This window comes from Pseudomonas sp. GM80, assembly GCF_000282515.1.
In the GTDB taxonomy this organism is placed as follows: domain Bacteria; phylum Pseudomonadota; class Gammaproteobacteria; order Pseudomonadales; family Pseudomonadaceae; genus Aquipseudomonas.
In genome coordinates this window covers 1-21,584 of record NZ_AKJD01000045.1, presented here as the reverse complement: position 1 = coordinate 21,584, position 21,584 = coordinate 1, and the positions used below count along the sequence as shown (strand labels likewise).

Below are 21,584 nucleotides of genomic sequence, written 5' to 3'. Positions count from 1 at the left end.
GAGTGTAGTTGCGCAAACCGATCACAACAATCGGCCCAACCTGTGTATTTGCGCCATTCATCATGGTGTTTGCTGCGGTGTTGGCGTTCTTTGCCGGTTGTGTCTAGACTGGCCGGGTTCTTGTCGGGGTGCCTTGCTATGAGGCTGAGATCGAATAATTTCGGATCCCGTTGAACCTGATCAGGTTAGCGCCTGCGTAGGGAACAAGATTTCTCGTCACCCGGCGAGTCCTCTTGTGCTTCGTCCGGGAAATTGTTCGACAATCGAACGCTCGACGACGATGCACAGCACCAGTCCTGGTGCGTCCGTGCCTTTCAGGTTCTGCTCCGACAATCCACTGCCTGGATGCTGTCTGGAGAGCCCGTGATGACTACAAAATCAAAAAACGCGATCAACCTGAGTGACTCGGCCAAGGTCGACGAGCAATCGGTCAAGCCGTTCACCCGTTCGCAAAAAGTCTACGTCCAGGGCTCGCGCCCGGACATCCGTGTGCCGATGCGCGAAATCAGCCTCGACGTGACGCCGACTGACTTCGGCGGCGAAATCAACGCGCCGGTCACCGTTTACGACACCTCAGGCCCGTACACCGATCCGAACGTAGTGATCGATGTGCGCAAAGGTCTGGGCGATGTGCGTTCGGCGTGGATCGATGACCGTGGCGACACCGAGCGCCTGCCAGGCCTGAGCTCGAACTTCGGCCAACAACGTCTGGCCGATGCCGAGTTGACCAAGCTGCGTTTCGCCCACGTCAACAACCCGCGCCGCGCGAAGGCCGGGGCCAACGTCAGCCAGATGCACTACGCCCGTAAAGGCATCATCACCGCCGAGATGGAATACGTCGCCATCCGCGAAAACATGAAGCTGCAAGAGGCCCGCGCTGCCGGCCTGTTGACGCAACAACACGCCGGCCACAGCTTCGGCGCGAGCATCCCGAAAGAAATCACTGCCGAATTCGTCCGCGAAGAAATCGCCCGTGGCCGCGCAATCATTCCGGCCAACATCAACCACGTCGAACTGGAACCGATGATCATCGGCCGTAACTTCCTGGTGAAGATCAACGGCAACATCGGCAACAGCGCGCTGGGTTCTTCGATCGAAGAAGAAGTGGCGAAACTGACCTGGGGCATTCGCTGGGGTTCGGACACCGTGATGGACTTGTCCACCGGTAAACACATTCACGAAACCCGCGAGTGGATCATCCGCAACTCGCCAGTGCCGATCGGCACCGTGCCGATTTATCAGGCGCTGGAAAAAGTCAATGGCGTCGCCGAAGACCTGACCTGGGAGCTGTTCCGCGACACGCTGATCGAGCAGGCCGAGCAGGGCGTCGACTATTTCACCATCCACGCCGGCGTGCTGCTGCGCTACGTGCCGCTGACCGCCAAGCGCGTGACCGGCATCGTCTCCCGTGGCGGTTCGATCATGGCCAAGTGGTGCCTGGCGCACCATAAAGAGAACTTCCTCTACACCCACTTCGACGAAATCTGCGAAATCATGAAGGCCTACGACGTCAGCTTCTCGCTGGGCGACGGCCTGCGTCCGGGCTCGATTGCCGACGCCAACGACGAAGCGCAATTCGGCGAACTGGAGACCTTGGGCGAGCTGACCAAGATCGCCTGGAAGCATGACGTGCAATGCATGATCGAAGGCCCGGGCCACGTGCCAATGCAGTTGATCAAAGAGAACATGGACAAGCAGCTGGAGTGCTGCGACGAGGCGCCGTTCTACACCCTCGGCCCGCTGACCACCGACATAGCGCCGGGTTACGACCACATCACCTCCGGCATCGGTGCGGCGATGATCGGCTGGTTCGGTTGCGCGATGCTTTGCTACGTGACGCCGAAGGAACACTTGGGCCTGCCGAACAAGGATGACGTGAAGACCGGGATCATCACTTACAAGATCGCGGCGCATGCGGCGGACTTGGCCAAAGGGCATCCGGGCGCACAGATTCGCGACAACGCCTTGAGCAAGGCGCGTTTCGAATTCCGTTGGGAAGACCAGTTCAACCTCGGTCTGGATCCGGACACCGCGCGTTCGTATCACGATGAAACCCTGCCGAAGGACTCGGCCAAGGTCGCGCATTTCTGTTCGATGTGCGGGCCGAAATTCTGCTCGATGAAGATCACCCAGGAAGTCCGCGAATACGCGGCCAACCAGCGGATCGACGCGGTCGACGTGGACGTCGCCCAAGGCCTGGCGGAACAGGCCGAGCGGTTCAAGAAGGAAGGCAGTCAGCTGTACAAGAAAATTTGACCCCGTACTGATCGTTCCCACGCTCCGCGTGGGAATGCAGCCCGTGACGCTCCGCGTCACTGGACGCGGAGCGTCCCTAGAGGCATTCCCACGCAGAGCGTGGGAACGATCACACAACAACAAATGTCCCTCTGAGATAACACCCTTGAGCATTCAACCCAGCACTTATTCCCCCGACCTCGCCGTGCCCGCCGACAAGCGTGTCTTCGGCGGTCGCGATCTGTTTTCCCTGTGGTTCTCCCTCGGCATCGGCCTGATGGTTTTGCAGACCGGCGCATTGCTCGCGCCAGGTTTGGGCCTGTCCGGTTCGCTGCTGGCGATTTTCCTTGGCACGCTGGTCGGCGTGCTGTTGCTGGCCGCTGTCGGCGTGATCGGCAGCGACACCGGCCTGTCGTCGATGGCTGCCCTCAAACTCAGCCTCGGCAGCAAGGGCGCAAGCCTGCCGGCGCTGCTCAACCTGCTGCAACTGATCGGTTGGGGCTCGTTCGAAATCATCGTCATGCGTGACGCCGCCAGCCTGCTCGGCACTCGGGCGTTCAGCGAAGGTTCGCTATGGTCGAACCCGGTGTTGTGGACGTTGTTTTTCGGCGCGCTGGCCACCTTGCTCGCGGTCAGCGGCCCGCTGACCTTCGTGCGGCAGATCCTGCGCAAGTGGGGCATCTGGCTGCTGCTGGCAGCGTGCATCTGGCTGACCTGGAACCTGTTCGCCAAAGCCGATCTGGCGGATCTCTGGTCGCGTGCCGGTGACGGTTCGATGCCATTCGCCGTGGGTTTCGACATTGCCATCGCGATGCCGCTGTCGTGGCTGCCGCTGATCGCCGATTACTCGCGTTTCGGCAAGCGTGCGAAAAATGTCTTCGGTGGCACTGCGGTCGGTTTCTTCATCGGCAACTTCTGGCTGATGAGCCTTGGCGTCGCCTACACCCTGGCCTTCGCACCGAGCGGTGAGGTCAATGCGTTGCTGTTGGCCTTGGCCGGCGCCGGTCTGGGCATTCCGCTGTTGTTGATTCTGTTGGATGAGTCGGAAAACGCCTTCGCCGACATTCATTCGGCAGCGGTTTCGAGCGGGATTCTGTTGCGTCTGAAAGTCGAGCATCTGGCCTTGGCCATCGGCGTGATCTGCACGCTGATTGCCCTGCTGGCGCCGTTGGCGCAGTACCAGAATTTCCTGCTGTTGATCGGTTCGGTGTTTGCGCCGCTGTTCGGCGTGGTGCTGGTGGATCACTTCATTCTGCGCAAGCGCAGTGCTCAGGTCGCGTCAGCCGCATTGCGCTGGCCGGCGTTGTTGGCGTGGCTGGGTGGCGTGAGCACCTACCACTTGCTGGCGAATCTGTATCCGGATGTCGGCGCAACCCTGCCGGCGCTGGTGCTGGCAGGGCTGTTGCAGCTAGTGCTCGGTCGGGCCTTCAGTTACGGCCGGGAAACAGCTCGGGCTTGAGAATGCCGTTCAGACGCGGATAAGGAATCTTCAGTTCGACGTGGCCCAGCGCATAAGGCGCAATAGTGGTCACGTCGTACTTGAGGATCACGCCGCCATAGGTCAGCGCCACGTTCGGGGTTTTCACGAACGGCCAGTTCGCCACGAACTCCGGCTCCTGATCGAGCTTGGTGCTGATCAACCAGCTGTTGTGCGCAACCTGCGCCGCTTTCCAGAACGCCTCTTCCTGGCCCGGCAGCAACATGTCGGACAGGTTCAGCACTTTGTGCTGCTGGCGCGAATAGTTGATGAAACCACGGCCCGGTGTGCCATGCGCGCCGCCGGTGTCGAGGTAGCTCGACAACTCGATGATCACCAAGCCGTCATGCTGCTCGCGTACTTTCGCTTGCAGGTAGCTGCTGTTGCGCGGGCCGGCACTGGCCAGAAACTGATCGCGATAAGCCGCCAGGGTTGGCGCTACCGGTGCATTTTTCTCGGTGCGGGTCATTTGCAGCAGGCGTTTTTCGATGATGCCGTCCAGTGCAGGCTCGGCCGGGAAGCGCAGGGTGTCGATGTTCACCAGCGGGCAATCAGGGTTGGAACAGCCGGGTTTCAGTTGTTCCGAGGCGTCGCGGGTGGTCTCCAGCGGCGTGCGGTAGTTGGGCTGGAACAGGCTGGCGCAGGCGCCCAGAGTCAGGGCGATGGCGGCCACGGAGGCAATTTTGAAAAGCGACATGGGCGTCCTTTCGAAAGCAGGGGAAGGCAAAAAGATATCCGCTTCGACTCTCGCAGAAGCAGTCAGTTCGCCACTAAGCTAATTAGAGTGGGTTTCGCCTTCACCGTCCATCCCGCTGACGGTAAAGGGGCTGCATCAAACGGTGCGGGCGCGTTAGGATGGCGCGAAGTCGAGGTTGCCAGTCACACAGCAACCTCGTAATGGATCTGCAGTAAAGAGGATGCTCATGACTGATTTTGCCAACGCCATTCCGACCGCCGTCGATATCGTGCGGCGCGAAAAATGCTACGAGGGCTTTTACAAGCTCGACCGTGTGCACCTGCGCCATGAATTGTTTGCCGGTGGCATGAGCCGCGAGATCAACCGTGAAGTGTTCGTGCGCCACGATGCCGTGTGCGTGCTGCCCTACGACCCGCAGCGTGACGAAGTGGTGCTGATCGAGCAGTTTCGCATCGGCGCCATGGGCAAGACCGATAATCCGTGGCTGGTCGAACTGGTCGCTGGTCTGATCGACAAGGATGAACAACCGGAAGAAGTTGCTCACCGCGAAGCGCAGGAGGAAGCTGGACTGGACATCAAGGCCCTGTGGCCGATGACCAAATATTTCCCGTCGCCGGGTGGCAGCAACGAGTTCGTGCATTTGTATCTGGGGCGTTGCAGCACCGAAGGCGTTGGCGGCCTGCATGGCCTGGAAGAAGAGGCAGAAGATATCCGCGTCACGGTCTGGGCCTTTGAAGATGCCTTGCAGGCCGTCCGTGACGGACGCATTGCCAACGCGGCGAGCATCATCGCCTTGCAATGGCTGGCGCTGAACCGCGCCGAAGTGAGGGGGTTATGGTCGTAAACAAGTTGCGCGATCGCTATCGAGTCGACCTCGTGGGGCTGCAAGCCGCCTGCGAGGCTAACTACGCGCGTCTGATGCGACTGCTGCCGGACATGCGCAACGAACCCGAAGCGCGGCGCATTGCCGTGACCCAGGGCGAACAGATGCTCGGCGTGCTGGCCCTCGAAGTGTTGCAGGCCTGTCCTTACACCACCACGTTGCAAGTGCGTCAGGAGCACAGCCTGCCTTGGCTGCCGGTGCCACAACTGGAAGTGCAGGTCTATCACGACGCGCGCATGGCTGAAGTGGTCAGCGCCGAACACGCAAGGCGCTTTCGCGGCATCTATCCTTACCCGAACGCGGCGATGCACCAGCCGGATGAAAAGGCTCAGCTCAATCTGTTCCTGGGGGAATGGCTGAGCCATTGCCTGGCATTGGGGCATGAGTACGAAGTCGTACGCTAGTTGTGAACTGTGTCCGGTTAGGCGGTTTCCTCTTTCACTGATCCCCCAGCATAATTGCGGCACTTGATCGATTCCGTGCTCTTGCCTTGGGAGAACGCCTTGCCGAGCGTATCCACGTTGACCCCCGCCGATTCGGCGCTGCTGGTGCAGTTGTCCGACAGCCATCTGTTCGCTGAAGCGGACGGTACGCTGCTGGGCATGAACACCCGCGAGAGCCTGCAAAAGGTCATCGAGCTGGTGTTGGGCCAGCAGCCGCAGATCGACCTGATTCTGGCCACCGGGGATATTTCCCAGGACGGCACGCTGGAGTCGTACCAGCAGTTTCGCCAGATCAGCGCGCAGATCGATGCGCCCGCGCGCTGGATTCCCGGTAATCACGATGAACCGCTTATCATGGCGCAGGCCGCCGTGCAGAGCTCGCTGCTGGAACCGGTGGTGGATATCGGCAACTGGCGCGTGACGATGCTTGATTCGGCTGTACCCGGCTCAGTGCCAGGGTATTTGCAGGATGATCAGCTGCAACTGCTGGCCCGCTCGCTGAGCGAAGCGCCGCAGCGGCATCATCTGGTGTGCTTCCACCATCATCCGGTATCGATCGGTTGCGCGTGGATGGAGCCGATCGGTTTACGCAATCCTGAAGCGTTTTTCGAGGTGCTGGATCGTTTTCCACAAGCCCGCGCGGTGCTGTGGGGGCACGTGCACCAGGAGATTGATCGCGAGCGTAATGGCGTGCGGTTGATGGCTTCACCTTCGACGTGCATTCAGTTCGAGCCGGGCAGTGAAGACTTCAAGGTCGGTGAGCAGGCGCCGGGGTATCGCTGGTTGCGGTTGTTACCGGATGGTCGCCTGGAAACCGGCGTCGAACGCGTCATCAATTTCGCCTTCACCGTCGACTACGGCTCCAACGGATATTGATAATCCCTGTAGGAGCTGCCGCAGGCTGCGATCTTTTGATCTTCAAAAACAATCAAAAGATCGCAGCCTGCGGCAGCTCCTACAGGATGCAGGAAGGCATCATTTGGATGGCCCATCCTGCCCTGACTCCCTGTAAACTCCGCTATCTTTTGCCGACACTCAGGGAGCTCAAATGTCCGGTTCGATCCTCTATATCCACGGTTTCAACAGCGCTCCGGCCTCGAAAAAGGCCTGTCAGCTGGTGACGGTGATGGAGCAACTGGGTTTGAGCGATCAACTGCGTGTGCCGGCCCTGCATCACCATCCGCGCGAAGCCATCGGTCAGTTGGAGCAGGCAATCGCCGAGCTGGGCAGCCCGCTGCTGGTGGGAAGCTCCCTCGGCGGCTACTATGCGACTCACCTGGCCGAGCGCCATGGCCTGAAAGCCCTGCTGGTCAACCCGGCGGTCAGCCCGCACCGGATGTTCGACGGCTATCTGGGCACGCAGAAAAACCTGTATACCGATGAAACCTGGGAATTGACCCACGACCACGTCACGGCCTTGGCCGAACTGGAAGTGCCGGCGCCTCAGGACGCCCAGCGCTATCAGGTCTGGTTGCAGACCGGCGATGAAACACTGGATTATCGCCTCGCCCAGCAGTATTACCGCGCCTGTGCCTTGCGCATTCAGGCCGGCGGCGACCACAGTTTCCAAGGCTTTGCCGGTCAATTGCCGGCGTTGCTGAGTTTTGCCGGCATTGGTGCCGATGTGTATCAGGCAATCGATTTCACCGCACTGTGAAGTCTTGCCCCTATTTCATGAATGACTGACGACGAGACCCTATGGCCACTCCCAGCGCTAGCTCTTATAACGCCGACGCCATCGAAGTCCTCTCGGGCCTCGACCCGGTGCGCAAACGCCCCGGCATGTACACCGACACCAGTCGGCCGAACCACCTCGCCCAGGAAGTCATCGACAACAGCGTCGACGAAGCCCTGGCTGGCCACGCCAAATCGGTGCAGGTCATCCTGCACGCCGACCACTCGCTGGAAGTCAGTGACGACGGCCGTGGCATGCCGGTCGACATCCACCCGGAAGAGGGCGTGTCGGGCGTTGAACTGATCCTCACCAAACTCCACGCGGGCGGCAAGTTTTCCAACAAGAACTACCAGTTCTCCGGCGGTCTGCACGGCGTGGGTATTTCCGTGGTCAACGCCTTGTCGACCGAAGTCCGGGTGCGCGTGAAGCGTGACGGCAACGAATACCAGATGACGTTCGCCGATGGCTATAAGGCCACCGAGCTGGAAATCGTCGGCGCCGTCGGCAAGCGCAACACCGGCACCAGCGTGTACTTCGCGCCGGACCCGAAATACTTCGACTCACCGAAATTCTCCATCAGCCGCCTCAAGCACGTGCTCAAGGCCAAGGCTGTGTTGTGCCCTGGCCTGTTGGTCAGCTTCGAAGACAAAGGCACCGGTGAAAAAGTCGAGTGGCATTACGAAGACGGCCTGCGCTCGTATCTGGTCGACGCCGTCAACGAATTCGAACGCCTGCCGAACGAGCCGTTCTGCGGCGCTTTTGCCGGTAATAAAGAAGCCGTCGACTGGGCGCTGCTGTGGCTGCCGGAAGGTGGCGACGCGGTGCAGGAAAGCTACGTCAACCTGATCCCGACGGCGCAGGGCGGCACCCACGTCAACGGTTTGCGTCAGGGCCTGCTCGATGCGATGCGCGAATTCTGCGAATTCCGCAGTCTGCTGCCACGCGGCGTGAAGCTGGCGCCGGAAGACGTCTGGGAGCGCATCGCCTTCGTCCTGTCGATGAAAATGCAGGAGCCGCAATTCTCCGGCCAGACCAAAGAGCGTCTGTCGTCCCGTGAAGCGGCGGCGTTCGTTTCCGGTGTGGTCAAGGATGCGTTCAGCCTGTGGCTCAACGCCAACCCGGAAACCGGTCTGGCCTTGGCTGAACTGGCGATCAACAACGCCGGCCGCCGTCTCAAGGCGAGCAAGAAAGTCGAACGCAAACGCGTCACCGCAGGCCCGGCATTGCCGGGCAAACTGGCGGATTGCGCCGGCCAGGATCCGATGCGTTCCGAGCTGTTCCTGGTCGAAGGTGATTCCGCCGGTGGTTCCGCCAAGCAAGCGCGGGACAAGGAATTCCAGGCGATCCTGCCGTTGCGCGGCAAGATCCTCAACACTTGGGAAGTCGACGGCAGCGAAGTGCTCGCCAGTCAGGAAGTGCACAACATCGCCGTGGCCATCGGTGTCGATCCGGGCGCGGCGGACATGAGCCAGCTGCGCTACGGCAAGATCTGCATCCTCGCCGACGCCGACTCCGACGGTCTGCACATTGCCACGCTGCTGTGCGCGTTGTTCGTCCAGCATTTCCGCCCGCTGGTGGATGCCGGTCACGTCTACGTCGCCATGCCGCCGCTGTACCGCATCGACTTGGGCAAAGAAATTTACTACGCCCTCGACGAAGCCGAGCGCGACGGTATTCTCGACCGTCTGGTTGCCGAGAAGAAACGCGGCAAACCGCAGGTCACCCGATTCAAAGGTCTGGGTGAAATGAACCCGCCGCAGCTGCGCGAAACCACCATGGACCCGAACACTCGGCGTCTGGTGCAACTGACGCTGGGCGAAGACTACGCCGAGACCTCGGAAATGATGGACATGCTGCTGGCGAAGAAACGCGCCGGCGACCGCAAGACCTGGCTGGAATCCAAAGGCAACCTCGCCGAGGTGCTGACCTGATGCAGTTTGGCTGGGCCTTGGCGGGTGCGTTGCTGCTGAGTTCAATGACCGTGTCGGCCGAGCCGATACAAGAACTGCGCCTGCTCGCCGAGCATCCGGTCGACGGCATGCGCGGCGGCAACCTCTCGGGGCTGGCGCTGTGCGGCAACGAACTGTGGACAGTGTCCGATCGCGATGACGATCAGATCTACCGTCTGAAGACGGCCGATCAGGTCTGGCAAGCCGAAACGGTGCGCATCGATGTCCCGCCCGTGCCGGACAGTGGTCTGCCGTGGGGTATCAGCTCGCGCACCTGGGCCGCCTCGTTCATCCGTGGCGGTGATCTGGATTTCGAAGGCATCACCTGCGACAGCGCCGGCAATCGTTACATCGTCAGCGAGGCCCATGCCGCCGTGCTGCAAGTGCCGCCACAAGGCCCTGCGTCATGGTTGAAAATCTCGCCGATGCTGGTGAAAGAAGCCCGTGCCAGTGGCATGTTGTTGCACTTCAATGCGCTGTTCGAAGGCTTGGCGATCAATCCGGCGGGCGATCAGTTATGGCTCGCTGCCGAGCGCGAGCGCCGGGGGCTGCTGAAGATCAAGCGTCAGCAAACGGTCTGGGATTGTGACGGTGCCTGCGTGCTGCTCAGCGAAGCCGGCGTCGAAATGCAGCCACCGCAGTTCCCCAAGGCCCGCGCCGTCACCCGCGACTTCGCTGATCTGTCACTGTTCAACGGCAAGCTGTTCACCCTTGAGCGCAATGCGTTTCAGATCTGCCGCCGCGATGCGGTGACCGCCAAAGTCGAACAATGCTGGTCGTACGCTGACGACGCCTTGCAGCCACAGCGCCGTTATTCACAAGCCTACGGCCTGGCGGAAGCCCTGGTGGTGGATGCGCAGGGGGCGTGGATCGGCATCGACAACAATGACGGTGCGCGCGCCGACGGCGAAAAGCGCCCGATCATCTGGCGCTTCGCCGCACCTGACGGTGGCTGGAGCGCCAAGCCGTGAAGGGGGGCAGCGGCAAAGTAATCCGGTGCCACGGGCAATCCCTGCAATACTTCCGTGAGGAACATCACGAAAGTCATTGGAGTGTCAGGGATGAACATCAAGCAAGGTATTGCTGCTACTTGTGTAATCTGGTCCTCGTTCGCGTTGGCCGGGGATCCTGAATTGCATCTGCTTTCAGAACACCCTGTCGACGGTATGCGCGGCGGTAATCTGTCGGGGCTGGCCCTGTGCGGTGAGCATCTGTGGACAATATCGGATCGCGACGACGATCAGATCTATCGGCTCGATTCCCGGGCGGACGTCTGGAAGGCCGAAGCGGTGGCGATCAATGTCCCGCCGGTACCGGCCGATGCCGGGCGTACGCTGGCGATGAAGATTCATACGCTGTACCGCTCGCTGGTGCGCAACGCCGCCCTCGACTTTGAAGGCATCAGTTGCGATGACGCGGGAAATCGTTACATTCTCAGCGAAACCTATTCAGCAGTGCTGCAAGTCACCCCGCAAGGTCAGGCGTCGTGGCTCAATATTGCGCCGCAGATGGCAGAAGAGGCGCGCAAGGCAGGCATGTTGCTGCATGCCAACGCCCTGTTTGAAGGGCTGGCGATATCAGGTGTCGGCAACGATATCTGGCTGGCCGGCGAGCGGCAGAAAAGGGGCTTGGTGCACATCGCAAGATCCGTCGACAAATGGGCCTGCGCGCCAGTCTGCGTGACCCTGAGTGAAGGGGGGCTCGCGCCGCAGCCGCCACAGTTTCCTGGCTCGACGCCGGTAGAAATGGATTTTTCCGATATTTCACTGTTCAACGGCAAACTGTTTTTGCTTGATCGCAATGCCTTCAAGGTCTGTCGGCATACGTTGAGTGGTGCTCAGGAGCGGTGCTGGTCGTTCGCTGCCGATGCGCTGGTTGCACATCGGCAATACCCCGGCCGGCATGGATTGACCGAAGCGCTGATTGTCGACGACAAGGGCGCCTGGATCGGCACCGACAACAATGGCGTTGTGCGCAACGATGGCGAGGCACGCCCGACTGTCTGGCGGTTTGCCGTCCCTGAAGGTGGCTGGAATGGCTGAACATGAGTGAGCAACCCCCGGGCAAACGCGCCGGTCGGGTGCTGATGATTATGGCCTGGTGCGCGGCGCTGTTTCTGGCGACGCGCTTTTTTGGCCAGTGGGAACAACGCCAGCAGAACCCGAACGTGGTAGTCAGTTCGGAACAGGGCGAAGGTTTTATCGAAGTGAAGCTGGCCGGCAACGCCCAAGGGCATTTTGTCGCCAGCGGCCAGATCAACGGCGAGCCGGTGGAGTTCATGCTCGACACCGGCGCAACCGATGTGGCGATCCCGGCGGATCTGGCCAAACGCTTGAAGCTGGAAGAAGGTTTCGGTGTGACTCTGAGCACGGCCAACGGCCTGAGCCAGGGCTATCGGACCAAAATTGCCCGTCTGCAACTGGGCGACATCGTGCTGCGGGACGTCCGCGCACTGGTGGCGCCGGGGCTGCATGGCGATCAGGTGCTGCTCGGCATGAGCGCCTTGAACAAACTTGAATTTACTCAGCGCGGTGGCACCATGTTGCTGCGCCAGACAACGAACCGATGAGGCCTGCATGAGCAACCCCCTTGATCTCAGCCTGGACGGTGTAGAACGCCGGTCGCTGGCTGACTTCACCGAAAGTGCCTACCTCAATTACTCCATGTACGTGATCATGGACCGTGCCTTGCCGCATATCGGCGACGGTCTGAAGCCGGTACAGCGTCGCATCATTTATGCGATGAGCGAGTTGGGGCTGGACGCCGATTCCAAGCACAAGAAATCCGCGCGTACCGTCGGTGACGTGCTCGGTAAATTCCACCCGCACGGCGACTCGGCGTGCTACGAAGCGATGGTGCTGATGGCCCAGCCATTCAGCTATCGCTACACGCTGGTCGACGGCCAGGGTAACTGGGGTGCGCCGGACGATCCGAAGTCCTTCGCCGCCATGCGTTACACCGAAGCACGCCTGTCGCGTTATTCCGAAGTACTGCTCAGCGAACTGGGCCAAGGCACTGCCGATTGGGGCCCGAACTTCGACGGCACCCTGCAGGAACCGCTGGTGCTGCCGGCGCGTCTGCCGAACATCCTGCTCAACGGCACCACTGGTATTGCCGTGGGCATGGCCACCGACGTGCCGCCGCACAACCTGCGCGAAGTGGCGACCGCTTGCGTGCGTCTGCTCGACGAGCCGAAAGCCACGGTTGAACAGCTCTGCGAGCACATTCAGGGGCCGGACTACCCGACCGAAGCGGAAATCATCACGCCGCGCGCCGACCTGCTGAAAATGTACGAAACCGGCAAGGGCTCGGTGCGCATGCGCGCCGTGTACCACGTCGAGGACGGCGACATCATCGTCACCGCGCTGCCGCACCAGGTCTCCGGTGCGAAAGTGCTGGAGCAGATCGCCGCGTTGATGCAGGCGAAACCGTCGAAAGCCCCGCAGATCGCTGACCTGCGCGACGAATCGGACCACGAAAATCCGTGCCGCATCGTCATCATTCCGGTCAACAGCCGCGTCGATCACGAAGCGCTGATGCAGCACCTGTTCGCCAGCACCGAGCTGGAGTCGACCTACCGGGTCAACGTCAACATCATCGGTCTGGACGGCAAACCGCAGCTGAAAAATCTCCGCGCCTTGCTGGTCGAGTGGCTGGAGTTCCGCGTGCTGACCGTGCGTCGCCGCCTGCAATTCCGCCTCGACAAGGTCGAGCGTCGTCTGCACCTGTTGGATGGTTTGTTGATTGCCTACCTCAACCTGGATGAAGTGATCCACATCATCCGTACCGAGGAGCATCCGAAAGCCAAGCTGATCGAGCGTTTCGCTCTCAGCGAGATTCAGGCTGACTACATCCTCGACACCCGTCTGCGTCAGTTGGCGCGACTGGAAGAGATGAAGCTGCGCGACGAGCAGGACGAACTGCTCAAGGAACAAGCCAAGCTGCAAGCGCTGCTGGGCAGCGAAGCCAAGTTGAAAAAACTGGTGCGCACCGAGCTGATCAAGGACGCCGAAACCTATGGCGACGACCGCCGTTCGCCAATCGTCGAGCGTACCGAAGCCAAAGCGTTGACCGAGCACGACCTGCTGCCGAACGAGAAAGTCACCGTGGTGTTGTCGGAAAAGGGCTGGATCCGTTCGGCCAAGGGCCACGAGATCGACGCCACCGGCCTGTCGTACAAGGCTGGCGACGGCTTCAAGACCTCGGCGGCGGGGCGTTCCAACCAGTCAGCCGTGGTGATTGACTCCACCGGCCGCAGCTATTCGGTTGCTGCGCATACGCTGCCGTCGGCGCGTGGCCAGGGCGAGCCGTTGACCGGTCGTCTGACGCCGCCACCGGGTGCGACTTTCGAATGCGTGTTGATGCCGGAAGACGATGCGTTGTACGTGATCGCTTCCGACGCCGGTTACGGTTTCGTCGTCAAAGGCGAAGACCTGCAAGCCAAGAACAAGGCCGGTAAAGCCCTGTTGAGCCTGCCGAACAACGCCAAGGTGATCGCGCCGCGCCCGGTGGCCGATCGTGAGCACAACTGGCTGGCTTCGGTCACGACCGAAGGTCGCCTGCTGATCTTCAAAATCAGCGATCTGCCACAATTAGGCAAGGGCAAAGGCAACAAGATCATCGGTATTTCCGGTGAACGTGTGGCCAGTCGCGAAGAATATGTCACGGACATCGCCGTTATTCCGGAAGGCGCCACGTTGGTGTTGCAGGCCGGAAAACGAACCTTGTCGCTGAAGGCCGATGACCTCGAACATTACAAAGGTGAGCGTGGACGTCGCGGCAACAAGCTTCCAAGGGGCTTCCAGAGAGTGGATGCGCTGCTCGTCGAAAACCTCAATTAGGCGCCCTAGAGCGTTCGATCTACGATTTAACGCGTAGATCGACGCTTTGGCGCTGGAGTCGGAACGCATATTCACGGATGATATGGCCTTTCCAAGCGCCGGCGTGGCCGAGCGTTCTTCATATTTATTGAGTATTTTCACTGTGGTCAGCCTTGTGGCGGCCACCTGGACGGGATGATGACTGCGCTACGCCTTCCACTTATTTTGTTACTCGCCGGCGTTCTTGGCCTGGCGGGTTGCAGCGTTCACCAGCCGGTGTCGCTGTATCAACTGGACAGCGGAAGTCCGGTTCAGCCTGCGCAAAGCGCAGGCATGGCGGTTTTGTTGGGCCCGGTGGTCGTCGCTGACTACCTGCAACGTGAAACACTGCTGCAACGTCAGCCGGACGGCAGCCTGCAAGCGGCGACCGATGGTCGTTGGGCTGGCAGCCTTTCGTCGGATATCGATCAATTGCTGATGCGTCAGGTCGCCGGTCATCTGGACAGCCAACGAGTGGTGCTGGCACCGGCCACCAGCGGGTTTACCCCGGATGTGCAGGTATTGCTGACCATCACGCGTCTGGATTCCGGCGTGAAACAGCCGGCGATTCTTGATGCGCAGTGGCGCTTGATCGACCGCCGTGGTCAGGTGCGTGATAACCGCATTGTTCATCTGCAAGAGTTGCACGCTGGCAGCACGGCTTCGCAGGTTCAGGCGCAGGGGATTTTGTTGCAGCGTCTGGCCGAGCAATTGTCGGTAGCGCTGAAACCATTGGCCAACCAGCCTCCGGTCGCTGAAGCACCGCGTAAATCGGCACCGAAGCCAGCAGCACCGGCGGCGGAAGCCGAGAAGCAGCCCAAGATCCCGATGGCATCGCCGATTCGTACGGACATGGAAGTGTTTCGCTTCTAAGCCTGGATCGAGTTAAACAGAGCCCGCCTTGTGCGGGCTTTGTTGTGTCTGGAGGGCGGAGATCTTTTTCGTCAGTGCTGGCCTCATCGCGGGCAAGCCCGCTCCCACAGGGTCTTCGGCTGTCTGCTCTTTTGTGGGCTCCCACGCCCACTGTGGGAGCGGGCTTGCCCGCGATGGGGCCAGTGTGGTCCACAAAAAAGCCCGCAGACAATCGATTGTCTGCGGGCTTCTGTGTTTCAGGCCTGTGGCTTACGCCCGGCGTTCATGCATCCGCGCCAATTGCCGCTCCAGCATCGACGGATAAGGCTCCATCAACCGCTCCACGCAGCACGCGCCTTCAGGGCTGGCGATCGGGCGGATCCGCGCACGCTGGCGGATCAGCGCGTCGTCACCGATCTTGCGTTCAACCAGCAACAGGTTGCGGCTGTGTTGCGACAGGGCCAGAGCATCCTGCGCCGAATCGGTCAGCAGCAGATCGATCTGGCTCAAACCGAACAACTCATCACCCAGGGTCAGGCCCAGTTGCAATTGCAGGGTGATGCCGCTGTCCGCGACTTCAATCTGCAACTGATGACCCAGCGCCCGCAGCAGCTCGCCGCAGCAGATTGCATTGGTCAGGTAATCGTCGCCGCTGTCTTCGGTGTGGAACAGCATCAGCGTGCTGCCGTCGTTGAGGGTTTCGATTTCGCCCTGATACAGCGAAGCGGCCTGATCGAGGCAGTCGCGATAACGCTCCAGCAGCTCTTCCAGGCGTGCGCGCGGCAGGCGTCGCAGTTGCTCTTGCGAACCCAGTTGCACAGCGAGCACGGCGCTGTGTTGCGGCACGCTCGGGGTGGCTTTGCGCAGAGTCGGGTGCGGGGCCTGATCGAGCGATTCGTCGCGCAGGTCGGCGAACGCATCGTCGTCATCGTCGTCTTCAACGGTGCTGACTACATGACGAGGCGCCGGTTTTTGCGCGGCCATCGGACGGCTTTCATCGAAGCTCGGATCGCGCAGGTTGCGCACTTCGAACTCAGGCTCGTCGTCCTCCTCTTCTTCGAATTCGGGTTCCGGCTCAGGTATTGGCGCAGGCTCCGGCGCAAAGTCGGCGTGCAGCTGACGGGCAAGATCGCCGATCTCGTCCTGACGGTCGGTGCCCGGCGTATGTTCGTCGATGCGGCGCAGCCAGACGCGCAATTGCAGCAGCGGTGTCGTCAGGTAGCGGCCCATGCGCAGGCTCAAGGCCAGCGACAGTGCCAACAGAATCGCACTGAGGATGCCCATGCTTTGCAGGCTGATGGTCATCGGCTGCTGGAACTGATCCATGTCCAGGCTGATGCGCAGTTGCCCGGCGGTCACGTCCTGGAAAGTGATCTTGCTCTCGTACATGCCTTCGGCTTCGCCCAGCAGGCTGTGCTTGGGCCGCTGACCGGATTCGGCGAGGATGCGGTTATCCACGCTATAGATTGCCGCGTGGGCCACCAGTTTGTTTTTGGTCAGGTTGTTGAGCAGCACGTTGAGGCTGAGGATGTCGTTGGACACCAACAGCTCGGTGGCGGAGGTGGCGGTCTGCGTGGTCAGGCTTTCGCCCAGCGCATCGGCCTGCTCGTGCATGGCCTGCTTGAATTGCAAACCCATCACGCCGGCATAGATCACCAGGGCCAGAGCGACCAGGATCACGTTATGGCTGGCAATGCGCAATGCAATCGGTACACGGCGGTGGCGCAGTGCACGGAAGATCAGCAGGAAGAAGTTATCGGTTTTAACTGGCGTGGGCCGGTTCACTGAGCTCGGCTCTTTTGTCCGTGAAGTTGACGCGCAGTATAGCGACAGGCCCTAGACCGGCAAAGCGCTCGCGGTGCCCGATGGTCACTGAAAGTGGGTAGAATGCGGTTTTTTTCCAGTTGCGGGGGTGCGCGTTGCGCGAAATCGTCCTGATTAACATCACGGGAGTCGACCGTCCGGGTCTGACGGCAGCCATAACCGGTGTTCTGGCACAGGGTGGTGTGAACATTCTCGACATCGGTCAGGCGGTGATCCACGACACGCTGTCGTTCGGCATCCTCGTGGAAATTCCCGATTCCGAGCAGGGCAAGTCCGTGCTCAAGGACATCCTGTTCAAGGGCTACGAGCTCGACCAGCAGGTGCGCTTCACCCCGGTGTCCGAAGAGGATTACCAGCAATGGGTGGGCAATCAGGGCAAAAAGCGCCACATCGTCACCCTGTTGACCCGCAAAGTGACCGCCGGCCAATTGCAGGCGGTCAGCTCGATCACTGCCAAATACGGTTTGAACATCGACCATATCGACCGTCTGTCGGGTCGCATGCCGCTGGACACTCCAGCCGACAAGGGCAAGGGCTGTATCGAGTTTTCCGTGCGTGGCGAAGCGGCTGATCCGCAGGCCTTGCGCGCCGAATTCCTCAGCGTCGCCCAAGAGCTGAACGTCGACATCGCCTTCCAGGAAGACTCGCTGTTTCGCCGCAACCGGCGTCTGGCGGTGTTCGACATGGACTCGACGCTGATCGAAGCGGAAGTCATCGACGAACTGGCCAAGGCTGCCGGCGTGGGTGAGCAAGTGTCGGAAATCACTGAGCGGGCGATGGCTGGCGAACTGGATTTCCGTGCCAGTTTCAAAGAGCGTCTGGCCTTGCTCAAAGGTCTGGATGTCAGCGTGCTGGACTCTATCGGCGCATCGTTGCGCCTGACCGAGGGCGCCGAAACGCTGTTCGCCGAGCTCAAGCGTCTGGGCTACAAGACCGCGATTCTGTCCGGCGGCTTCACCTATTTCGCCAAGCAATTGCAGGCCAAGCTTGGCATCGACTACGTGTTCGCCAACGAACTGGAAGTGGTGGATGGCAAGTGCACGGGCGTGGCGATCGAGCCGATTGTCGATGCGCAGCGTAAGGCTGATTTGCTCAAAGAGTTGGCGCACAAGGAAGGTTTGCGTCTGGAGCAGACCATTGCCGTGGGCGATGGCGCGAACGATCTGCCGATGCTGGCGATTGCCGGGTTGGGCGTGGCATTCCGCGCCAAGCCGTTGGTGAAGCAGTCGGCGAAGCAGGCGATCTCGACGTTGGGTCTGGATGGTGTGCTGTATCTGCTGGGCTTTCGCGATCGTGACGGGCAGTTGTAAATAAAGAGCAAAAGATCGCAGCCTGCGGCAGCTCCTACATAGGTTTCCTGTAGGAGCTGCCGCAGGCTGCGATCTTTTGCTTTAGAGTGATTTCCACAACGAATCAAAATCCTCCTCGCTCGCGCCATTCTGCGCGGCCTCCAGCGAGCGATAAGCAAACTGATTGAAACTGTGCGTGCTCGCCACCCGCCGATCCAGGCCGGCGCGGTGTTCTTCGCCCTGGGTGTTGATCAGTACTTTATTGCCTTCCTGAAACGGCAATCGCGGCGCCAGCAAGGTTGCCGGTAAGTCGATCGCGCTGATTTCCGGCAGTAACAACCCGCGCAAATACTGGCTGTGATCGTCGCGCGAGCGCACCAGCTGCAAGCCGCACGGCTGCGCATGCGGTGCCACCAACTCGATGCCCATATGCGTGCCGCCACCGCGCACCTGACGAATCCAGCGAATCACCGCAATGCTCCAGCCCAGACTGACGCTGTCCTGAATGCCGAGCATTTCCCCGGCCTGCAATTCGGCGGGCACCTCTTTTGGCCACGCCAGGCAATAGCCGCCCGGGCTGTGATTGATCACGGGCAAGGCATAGGTCGGATAGTGCGGTGCAGCGTCGGCGCTACTTTCATCTTCGACGAGGTGGTCGTACTGGATTTCTTCGTAGGGCAGAAACTGCTCATTGTTTTGCGGTGCCGCGTCGAACGCCTGGCTCCAGCTGTCCTTTTCACCCTTGGCCACGGCGTTGCTGAAATTCGCTGCGCGGGCGGCGGGATGTTTGAGCATGTCGCTGAAACTGCGCTCGCCGCCGAGGTGGAAGTGCAGGGCGCTCATGCCCACGCACACGGTCAGGCTGCCCTGGCCAACGGTGCGCTGGAAACTGCGTTCGGCGGTCTGGCCCCACGCGGCATGCAGGTGTTGCAGAGTGTCGAAGCTGAGCCCGGTCGGGATCGGCAAGGGTGTCGACGTGTCCTGATGCAGCAAATGCGCTTCGAGGGTGCTCACCAGCGGCTGGGGATCGAAACCGAGCAATCCAGCCTTTTGTTCGCTGCGGAACATGTTGCGGTAACGCGGCCCGGCGTCGATTTGCGCGCTGATTGCAAACAAGCCATCGTCGGCGCGGCCGGGATGCAGTTTGAGCAGGGCGCTCCATGGTTCGAGCACTTCCGCCAGGCGGGCGATCTGGTTCTGCCGCAACTGATTGCAGCGTGCGCTACCCAGCAGCAGGGCGGCGATATAGGTCTGTTCGAGGCTCAGTTCGGCGGTGAGGCTGGCCAGAGCATCCGGCACGCGCCGCTGTTGCAGCTGTAATTCACAGGCGCAGAGATACAACTGATGCAGCTCGAACCACAGCTGTTCCGGCGCCGGGCTGTACAGTTGCGTCGCGCGCACCAGTTGCCCTTTCAGCGCATGAGCCGCCCGTTGCAGGGCGGTGCTGAGCAACGTCGAACGATCCTTGCTGTACTTGGGCGCGATACGCAGGACGATCTGTTTGTAACCCGTCGCCAGATGACTTTGCAGCGCCTGGCAGAGGTTGCTGATCTTGCGCGAACGTTCGTCGAGCATGATCGCCTGATGCAGGAAATGCCGCTCCAGATGCTGGCAGACGTAATACACCTCGGGACGCAGCAGCTCGAGCAGTTGCAGGCGATTGTCGCTGGGGGTGAGCAACTGGTTGAGTTCGCCCAGGCCTTGATACAACTGGCGGGCGGTTTCGCCGATATTGGCCTTGGGCAGGCCGGCGATCCAGCGCTTGAGGTCGCGCGCGGTGGCTTCGCAAAACGACAGGCGCGGCTGACTCGGGGTCGGCGCACGTAGCTGTGGGGAGGATATGGTTTGGCTCATGCCAAAAACCATAGCAGCAAATAAGCGAGCGGGTGTTCTGCCTCAACGCTTCGTCATTGATGATGCACACATAACAACGTGTAGGAGCTGCCGCAGGCTGCGATCTTTTGATCTTGATCGTTCCCACGCTCTGCGTGGGAATGCAGCCGTGGACGCTCCGCGTCCAAAGATCAAAAGATCGCAGCCTTCGGCAGCTCCTACAGAGGTATCGAACGTCAGGGGAATCCATGACGGTCGAAGCGTACTCAGGCTTTTGGCAGTGCCAGACCTTGGCCCATCTGTACTGGCGAACCGGCAACCAGTTCTTCAGCCCATTTCACTTGATCCGGGCCGAACAGCACGATCGCGGTCGAACCCAGTTTGAAGCGGCCCAGTTCAGCACCTTTCTCCAAGTGGATCGGAGCACGGGCGGCTTCGTCGTAGCGGAAGGTTTTCAGTTCACGCTTCGGGGGGGTGACCAGACCGGCCCACACGGTTTCGATCGAAGCGACGATCATCGCGCCCACCAGCACCACGGCCATCGGCCCGCGCTCGGTGTCGAAAATGCACGCCACACGCTCGTTGCGAGCGAACAGCTCCGGCACGTTTTCGGCGGTGGTCTGGTTGACCGAGAAGATGCGGCCCGGGATGTAGACCATTTCGCGCAGTGTGCCGGCCAGCGGCATGTGCACGCGGTGGTAGTCCTTTGGCGACAGGTAAATGGTGGCGAAGTCGCCGCCCATGAACGGTGCCGCGTTGGCCGCATCACCGCCGAGCAGTTCCAGCACGCTGAAGCTGTGGCCCTTGGCCTGGAACACGCGACCGTGTTCGATCGGGCCGAGCTGGCTGACCGCACCGTCGGCGGGGCTGAGGATCGCGCCCGGGGTTTCGTCCAGTGGACGCGCGCCGTCTTTCAGGGCACGGGTGAAGAAGGCGTTGAAGTGCTCGTAAGCGGTCAGGTCCTCGACCAGCGCTTGCGACATGTCCACCTGATAACGCTTGGCGAACCATTGGGTGAAGGCATTCTTGAACCAGCGCACGCGGCACTCGGCAACGCAGCCGGCCAGGCGCGACAGCAGGTGATGAGGCAGCAGGTATTGGCTGAGGATAAACAGACGCTCTTTCATTAGTTGTCCTTAAAAACCTTAAATCTCGACTGGCGTGTCAGGGTGGTTGCCCCATTCGCCCCAGGAACCGGCGTAGCCTTTGACCCGCGGATAACCGAGGGATTTGGCCACCAGATAAGTGAAGCCCGACCGGTGATGGGTCTGGCAGTGGGTAATGATTTCTTTGTCCTTGGTGATCCCGAGGTCTTCGAGGATCTGCGGCATGTCGCTGCGAATGCGCAATTGACGGGCCTTGTCCATGCCCGCCGTCCATTCGAAGTTGACCGCGCCGGGGATGTGTCCGGCCTTGGCGGCCAGCACTTTCTCGCCGGAGTATTCCAGCGGCCCGCGCGCGTCCCAGATCGCCAGATCGGCGGCACCGAGACGGCTTTGCAGGTATTCACGGGTCGCGGTCGGCTCTTCGTGCAGGGTCAACGGCAGTGGGCCGCCGGCTGCCGGGGG

Annotated in this window: 18 protein-coding genes and 1 riboswitch; of the genes, 13 read left to right on the top strand and 5 right to left on the bottom strand. The window is 60.8% G+C overall.

The window, feature by feature from the left end; genetic code table 11:
• Window positions 1-114: 114 nt before the first annotated feature.
• Window positions 115-220, top strand: a riboswitch (TPP riboswitch).
• Window positions 221-366: 146 nt separating this feature from the next.
• Together thiC and cytX are read left to right on the top strand one after the other, a co-directional pair.
• On the top strand, window positions 367-2,256 hold the full coding sequence (thiC, locus tag PMI37_RS06530) for a phosphomethylpyrimidine synthase ThiC (protein ID WP_008079253.1): 1,890 nt from the start codon (window positions 367-369) through the stop codon (window positions 2,254-2,256).
• Between the two features lie 145 nt (window positions 2,257-2,401).
• Complete coding sequence (gene cytX, locus PMI37_RS06525; protein ID WP_008079251.1) at window positions 2,402-3,694, top strand: putative hydroxymethylpyrimidine transporter CytX; 1,293 nt, start codon at window positions 2,402-2,404, stop codon at window positions 3,692-3,694.
• Here the strand turns inward: cytX and PMI37_RS06520 are convergent.
• A complete protein-coding gene (locus tag PMI37_RS06520) occupies window positions 3,663-4,409 on the bottom strand; it encodes an RsiV family protein (protein ID WP_008079249.1) in 747 nt (248 codons plus the stop codon). The two genes, cytX and PMI37_RS06520, sit on opposite strands and share 32 nt — an antisense overlap.
• A 226-nt stretch (window positions 4,410-4,635) precedes the next feature.
• Here PMI37_RS06520 and PMI37_RS06515 point away from each other — a divergent pair, with 226 nt between their 5' ends.
• The 10 genes from PMI37_RS06515 to PMI37_RS06470 all read left to right on the top strand — a co-directional run bounded on the left by PMI37_RS06515 (window position 4,636) and on the right by PMI37_RS06470 (window position 15,091).
• Window positions 4,636-5,253 carry an NUDIX domain-containing protein gene (locus tag PMI37_RS06515; RefSeq protein ID WP_008079247.1) on the top strand — a complete coding sequence of 206 codons (618 nt, stop codon included), beginning with the start codon at window positions 4,636-4,638 and terminating at the stop codon, window positions 5,251-5,253.
• Window positions 5,244-5,696, top strand: coding sequence for a DUF1249 domain-containing protein (locus PMI37_RS06510; RefSeq protein ID WP_008079245.1), 453 nt, complete (start codon window positions 5,244-5,246; stop codon window positions 5,694-5,696). Before PMI37_RS06515 ends, PMI37_RS06510 begins: the two co-directional genes overlap by 10 nt.
• A 99-nt stretch (window positions 5,697-5,795) precedes the next feature.
• The gene (gene cpdA, locus PMI37_RS06505) at window positions 5,796-6,611 is read left to right on the top strand and encodes a 3',5'-cyclic-AMP phosphodiesterase (protein ID WP_008079244.1); all 816 of its coding nucleotides are present in this window, start codon (window positions 5,796-5,798) and stop codon (window positions 6,609-6,611) included.
• A 172-nt stretch (window positions 6,612-6,783) separates the two neighbouring features.
• Window positions 6,784-7,392: a YqiA/YcfP family alpha/beta fold hydrolase gene (locus PMI37_RS06500; RefSeq protein ID WP_008079241.1), complete on the top strand. Its 609-nt coding sequence runs from the start codon at window positions 6,784-6,786 to the stop codon at window positions 7,390-7,392.
• A 41-nt stretch (window positions 7,393-7,433) separates the two neighbouring features.
• Window positions 7,434-9,341 carry a DNA topoisomerase IV subunit B gene (parE, locus tag PMI37_RS06495; RefSeq protein WP_008079239.1) on the top strand — a complete coding sequence of 636 codons (1,908 nt, stop codon included), beginning with the start codon at window positions 7,434-7,436 and terminating at the stop codon, window positions 9,339-9,341.
• Complete coding sequence (locus PMI37_RS06490) at window positions 9,341-10,330, top strand: esterase-like activity of phytase family protein (protein ID WP_008079238.1); 990 nt, start codon at window positions 9,341-9,343, stop codon at window positions 10,328-10,330. The genes parE and PMI37_RS06490 overlap by 1 nt, the downstream gene beginning before the upstream one ends.
• Window positions 10,331-10,426: 96 nt before the next feature.
• Window positions 10,427-11,401, top strand: coding sequence for an esterase-like activity of phytase family protein (locus PMI37_RS06485; RefSeq protein WP_045123042.1), 975 nt, complete (start codon window positions 10,427-10,429; stop codon window positions 11,399-11,401).
• A gap of 2 nt (window positions 11,402-11,403) precedes the next feature.
• Window positions 11,404-11,928: a retropepsin-like aspartic protease family protein gene (locus PMI37_RS06480; protein WP_008079235.1), complete on the top strand. Its 525-nt coding sequence runs from the start codon at window positions 11,404-11,406 to the stop codon at window positions 11,926-11,928.
• A 7-nt stretch (window positions 11,929-11,935) separates the two neighbouring features.
• A complete protein-coding gene (parC, locus tag PMI37_RS06475; RefSeq protein WP_008079233.1) occupies window positions 11,936-14,200 on the top strand; it encodes a DNA topoisomerase IV subunit A in 2,265 nt (754 codons plus the stop codon).
• Window positions 14,201-14,377: 177 nt separating this feature from the next.
• Window positions 14,378-15,091, top strand: a complete 714-nt coding sequence (locus PMI37_RS06470; protein ID WP_008079231.1) for a PqiC family protein — start codon at window positions 14,378-14,380, stop codon at window positions 15,089-15,091.
• 249 nt (window positions 15,092-15,340) lie between these two features.
• Here the strand turns inward: PMI37_RS06470 and PMI37_RS06465 are convergent, their stop codons facing one another.
• Window positions 15,341-16,855 (bottom strand): AhpA/YtjB family protein, encoded by a 1,515-nt coding sequence (locus PMI37_RS06465; protein ID WP_008079222.1) that lies wholly within the window; start codon window positions 16,853-16,855, stop codon window positions 15,341-15,343.
• 134 nt (window positions 16,856-16,989) lie between these two features.
• Here PMI37_RS06465 and serB point away from each other — a divergent pair, with 134 nt between their 5' ends.
• Window positions 16,990-18,204, top strand: a complete 1,215-nt coding sequence (gene serB / locus PMI37_RS06460) for a phosphoserine phosphatase SerB (protein WP_008079219.1) — start codon at window positions 16,990-16,992, stop codon at window positions 18,202-18,204.
• Window positions 18,205-18,285: 81 nt separating this feature from the next.
• Here the strand turns inward: serB and PMI37_RS06455 are convergent, their stop codons facing one another.
• The 3 genes from PMI37_RS06455 to PMI37_RS06445 form a co-directional block, all read right to left on the bottom strand.
• Complete coding sequence (locus PMI37_RS06455; protein ID WP_045123041.1) at window positions 18,286-20,037, bottom strand: hypothetical protein; 1,752 nt, start codon at window positions 20,035-20,037, stop codon at window positions 18,286-18,288.
• A 245-nt stretch (window positions 20,038-20,282) separates the two neighbouring features.
• The gene (gene asd, locus PMI37_RS06450) at window positions 20,283-21,143 is read right to left on the bottom strand and encodes an archaetidylserine decarboxylase (RefSeq protein WP_008079215.1); all 861 of its coding nucleotides are present in this window, start codon (window positions 21,141-21,143) and stop codon (window positions 20,283-20,285) included.
• Between the two features lie 18 nt (window positions 21,144-21,161).
• Window positions 21,162-21,584 (bottom strand): rhodanese-like domain-containing protein (locus tag PMI37_RS06445; protein WP_008079206.1); only part of this gene is annotated, 423 nt, incomplete at its 5' end.

Bases quoted from the DNA above. Each gene is read 5' to 3' on its own strand.
- thiC (WP_008079253.1), top strand. From the start codon at position 367: ATGACTACAAAATCAAAAAACGCGATCAACCTGAGTGACTCGGCCAAG.
- PMI37_RS06520 (WP_008079249.1), bottom strand. From the start codon at position 4,409: ATGTCGCTTTTCAAAATTGCCTCCGTGGCCGCCATCGCCCTGACTCTG.
- PMI37_RS06515 (WP_008079247.1), top strand. From the start codon at position 4,636: ATGACTGATTTTGCCAACGCCATTCCGACCGCCGTCGATATCGTGCGG.
- PMI37_RS06510 (WP_008079245.1), top strand. From the start codon at position 5,244: ATGGTCGTAAACAAGTTGCGCGATCGCTATCGAGTCGACCTCGTGGGG.
- PMI37_RS06500 (WP_008079241.1), top strand. From the start codon at position 6,784: ATGTCCGGTTCGATCCTCTATATCCACGGTTTCAACAGCGCTCCGGCC.
- parE (WP_008079239.1), top strand. From the start codon at position 7,434: ATGGCCACTCCCAGCGCTAGCTCTTATAACGCCGACGCCATCGAAGTC.
- PMI37_RS06490 (WP_008079238.1), top strand. From the start codon at position 9,341: ATGCAGTTTGGCTGGGCCTTGGCGGGTGCGTTGCTGCTGAGTTCAATG.
- PMI37_RS06480 (WP_008079235.1), top strand. From the start codon at position 11,404: ATGAGTGAGCAACCCCCGGGCAAACGCGCCGGTCGGGTGCTGATGATT.
- parC (WP_008079233.1), top strand. From the start codon at position 11,936: ATGAGCAACCCCCTTGATCTCAGCCTGGACGGTGTAGAACGCCGGTCG.
- PMI37_RS06470 (WP_008079231.1), top strand. From the start codon at position 14,378: ATGACTGCGCTACGCCTTCCACTTATTTTGTTACTCGCCGGCGTTCTT.
- PMI37_RS06455 (WP_045123041.1), bottom strand. From the start codon at position 20,037: ATGAGCCAAACCATATCCTCCCCACAGCTACGTGCGCCGACCCCGAGT.
- asd (WP_008079215.1), bottom strand. From the start codon at position 21,143: ATGAAAGAGCGTCTGTTTATCCTCAGCCAATACCTGCTGCCTCATCAC.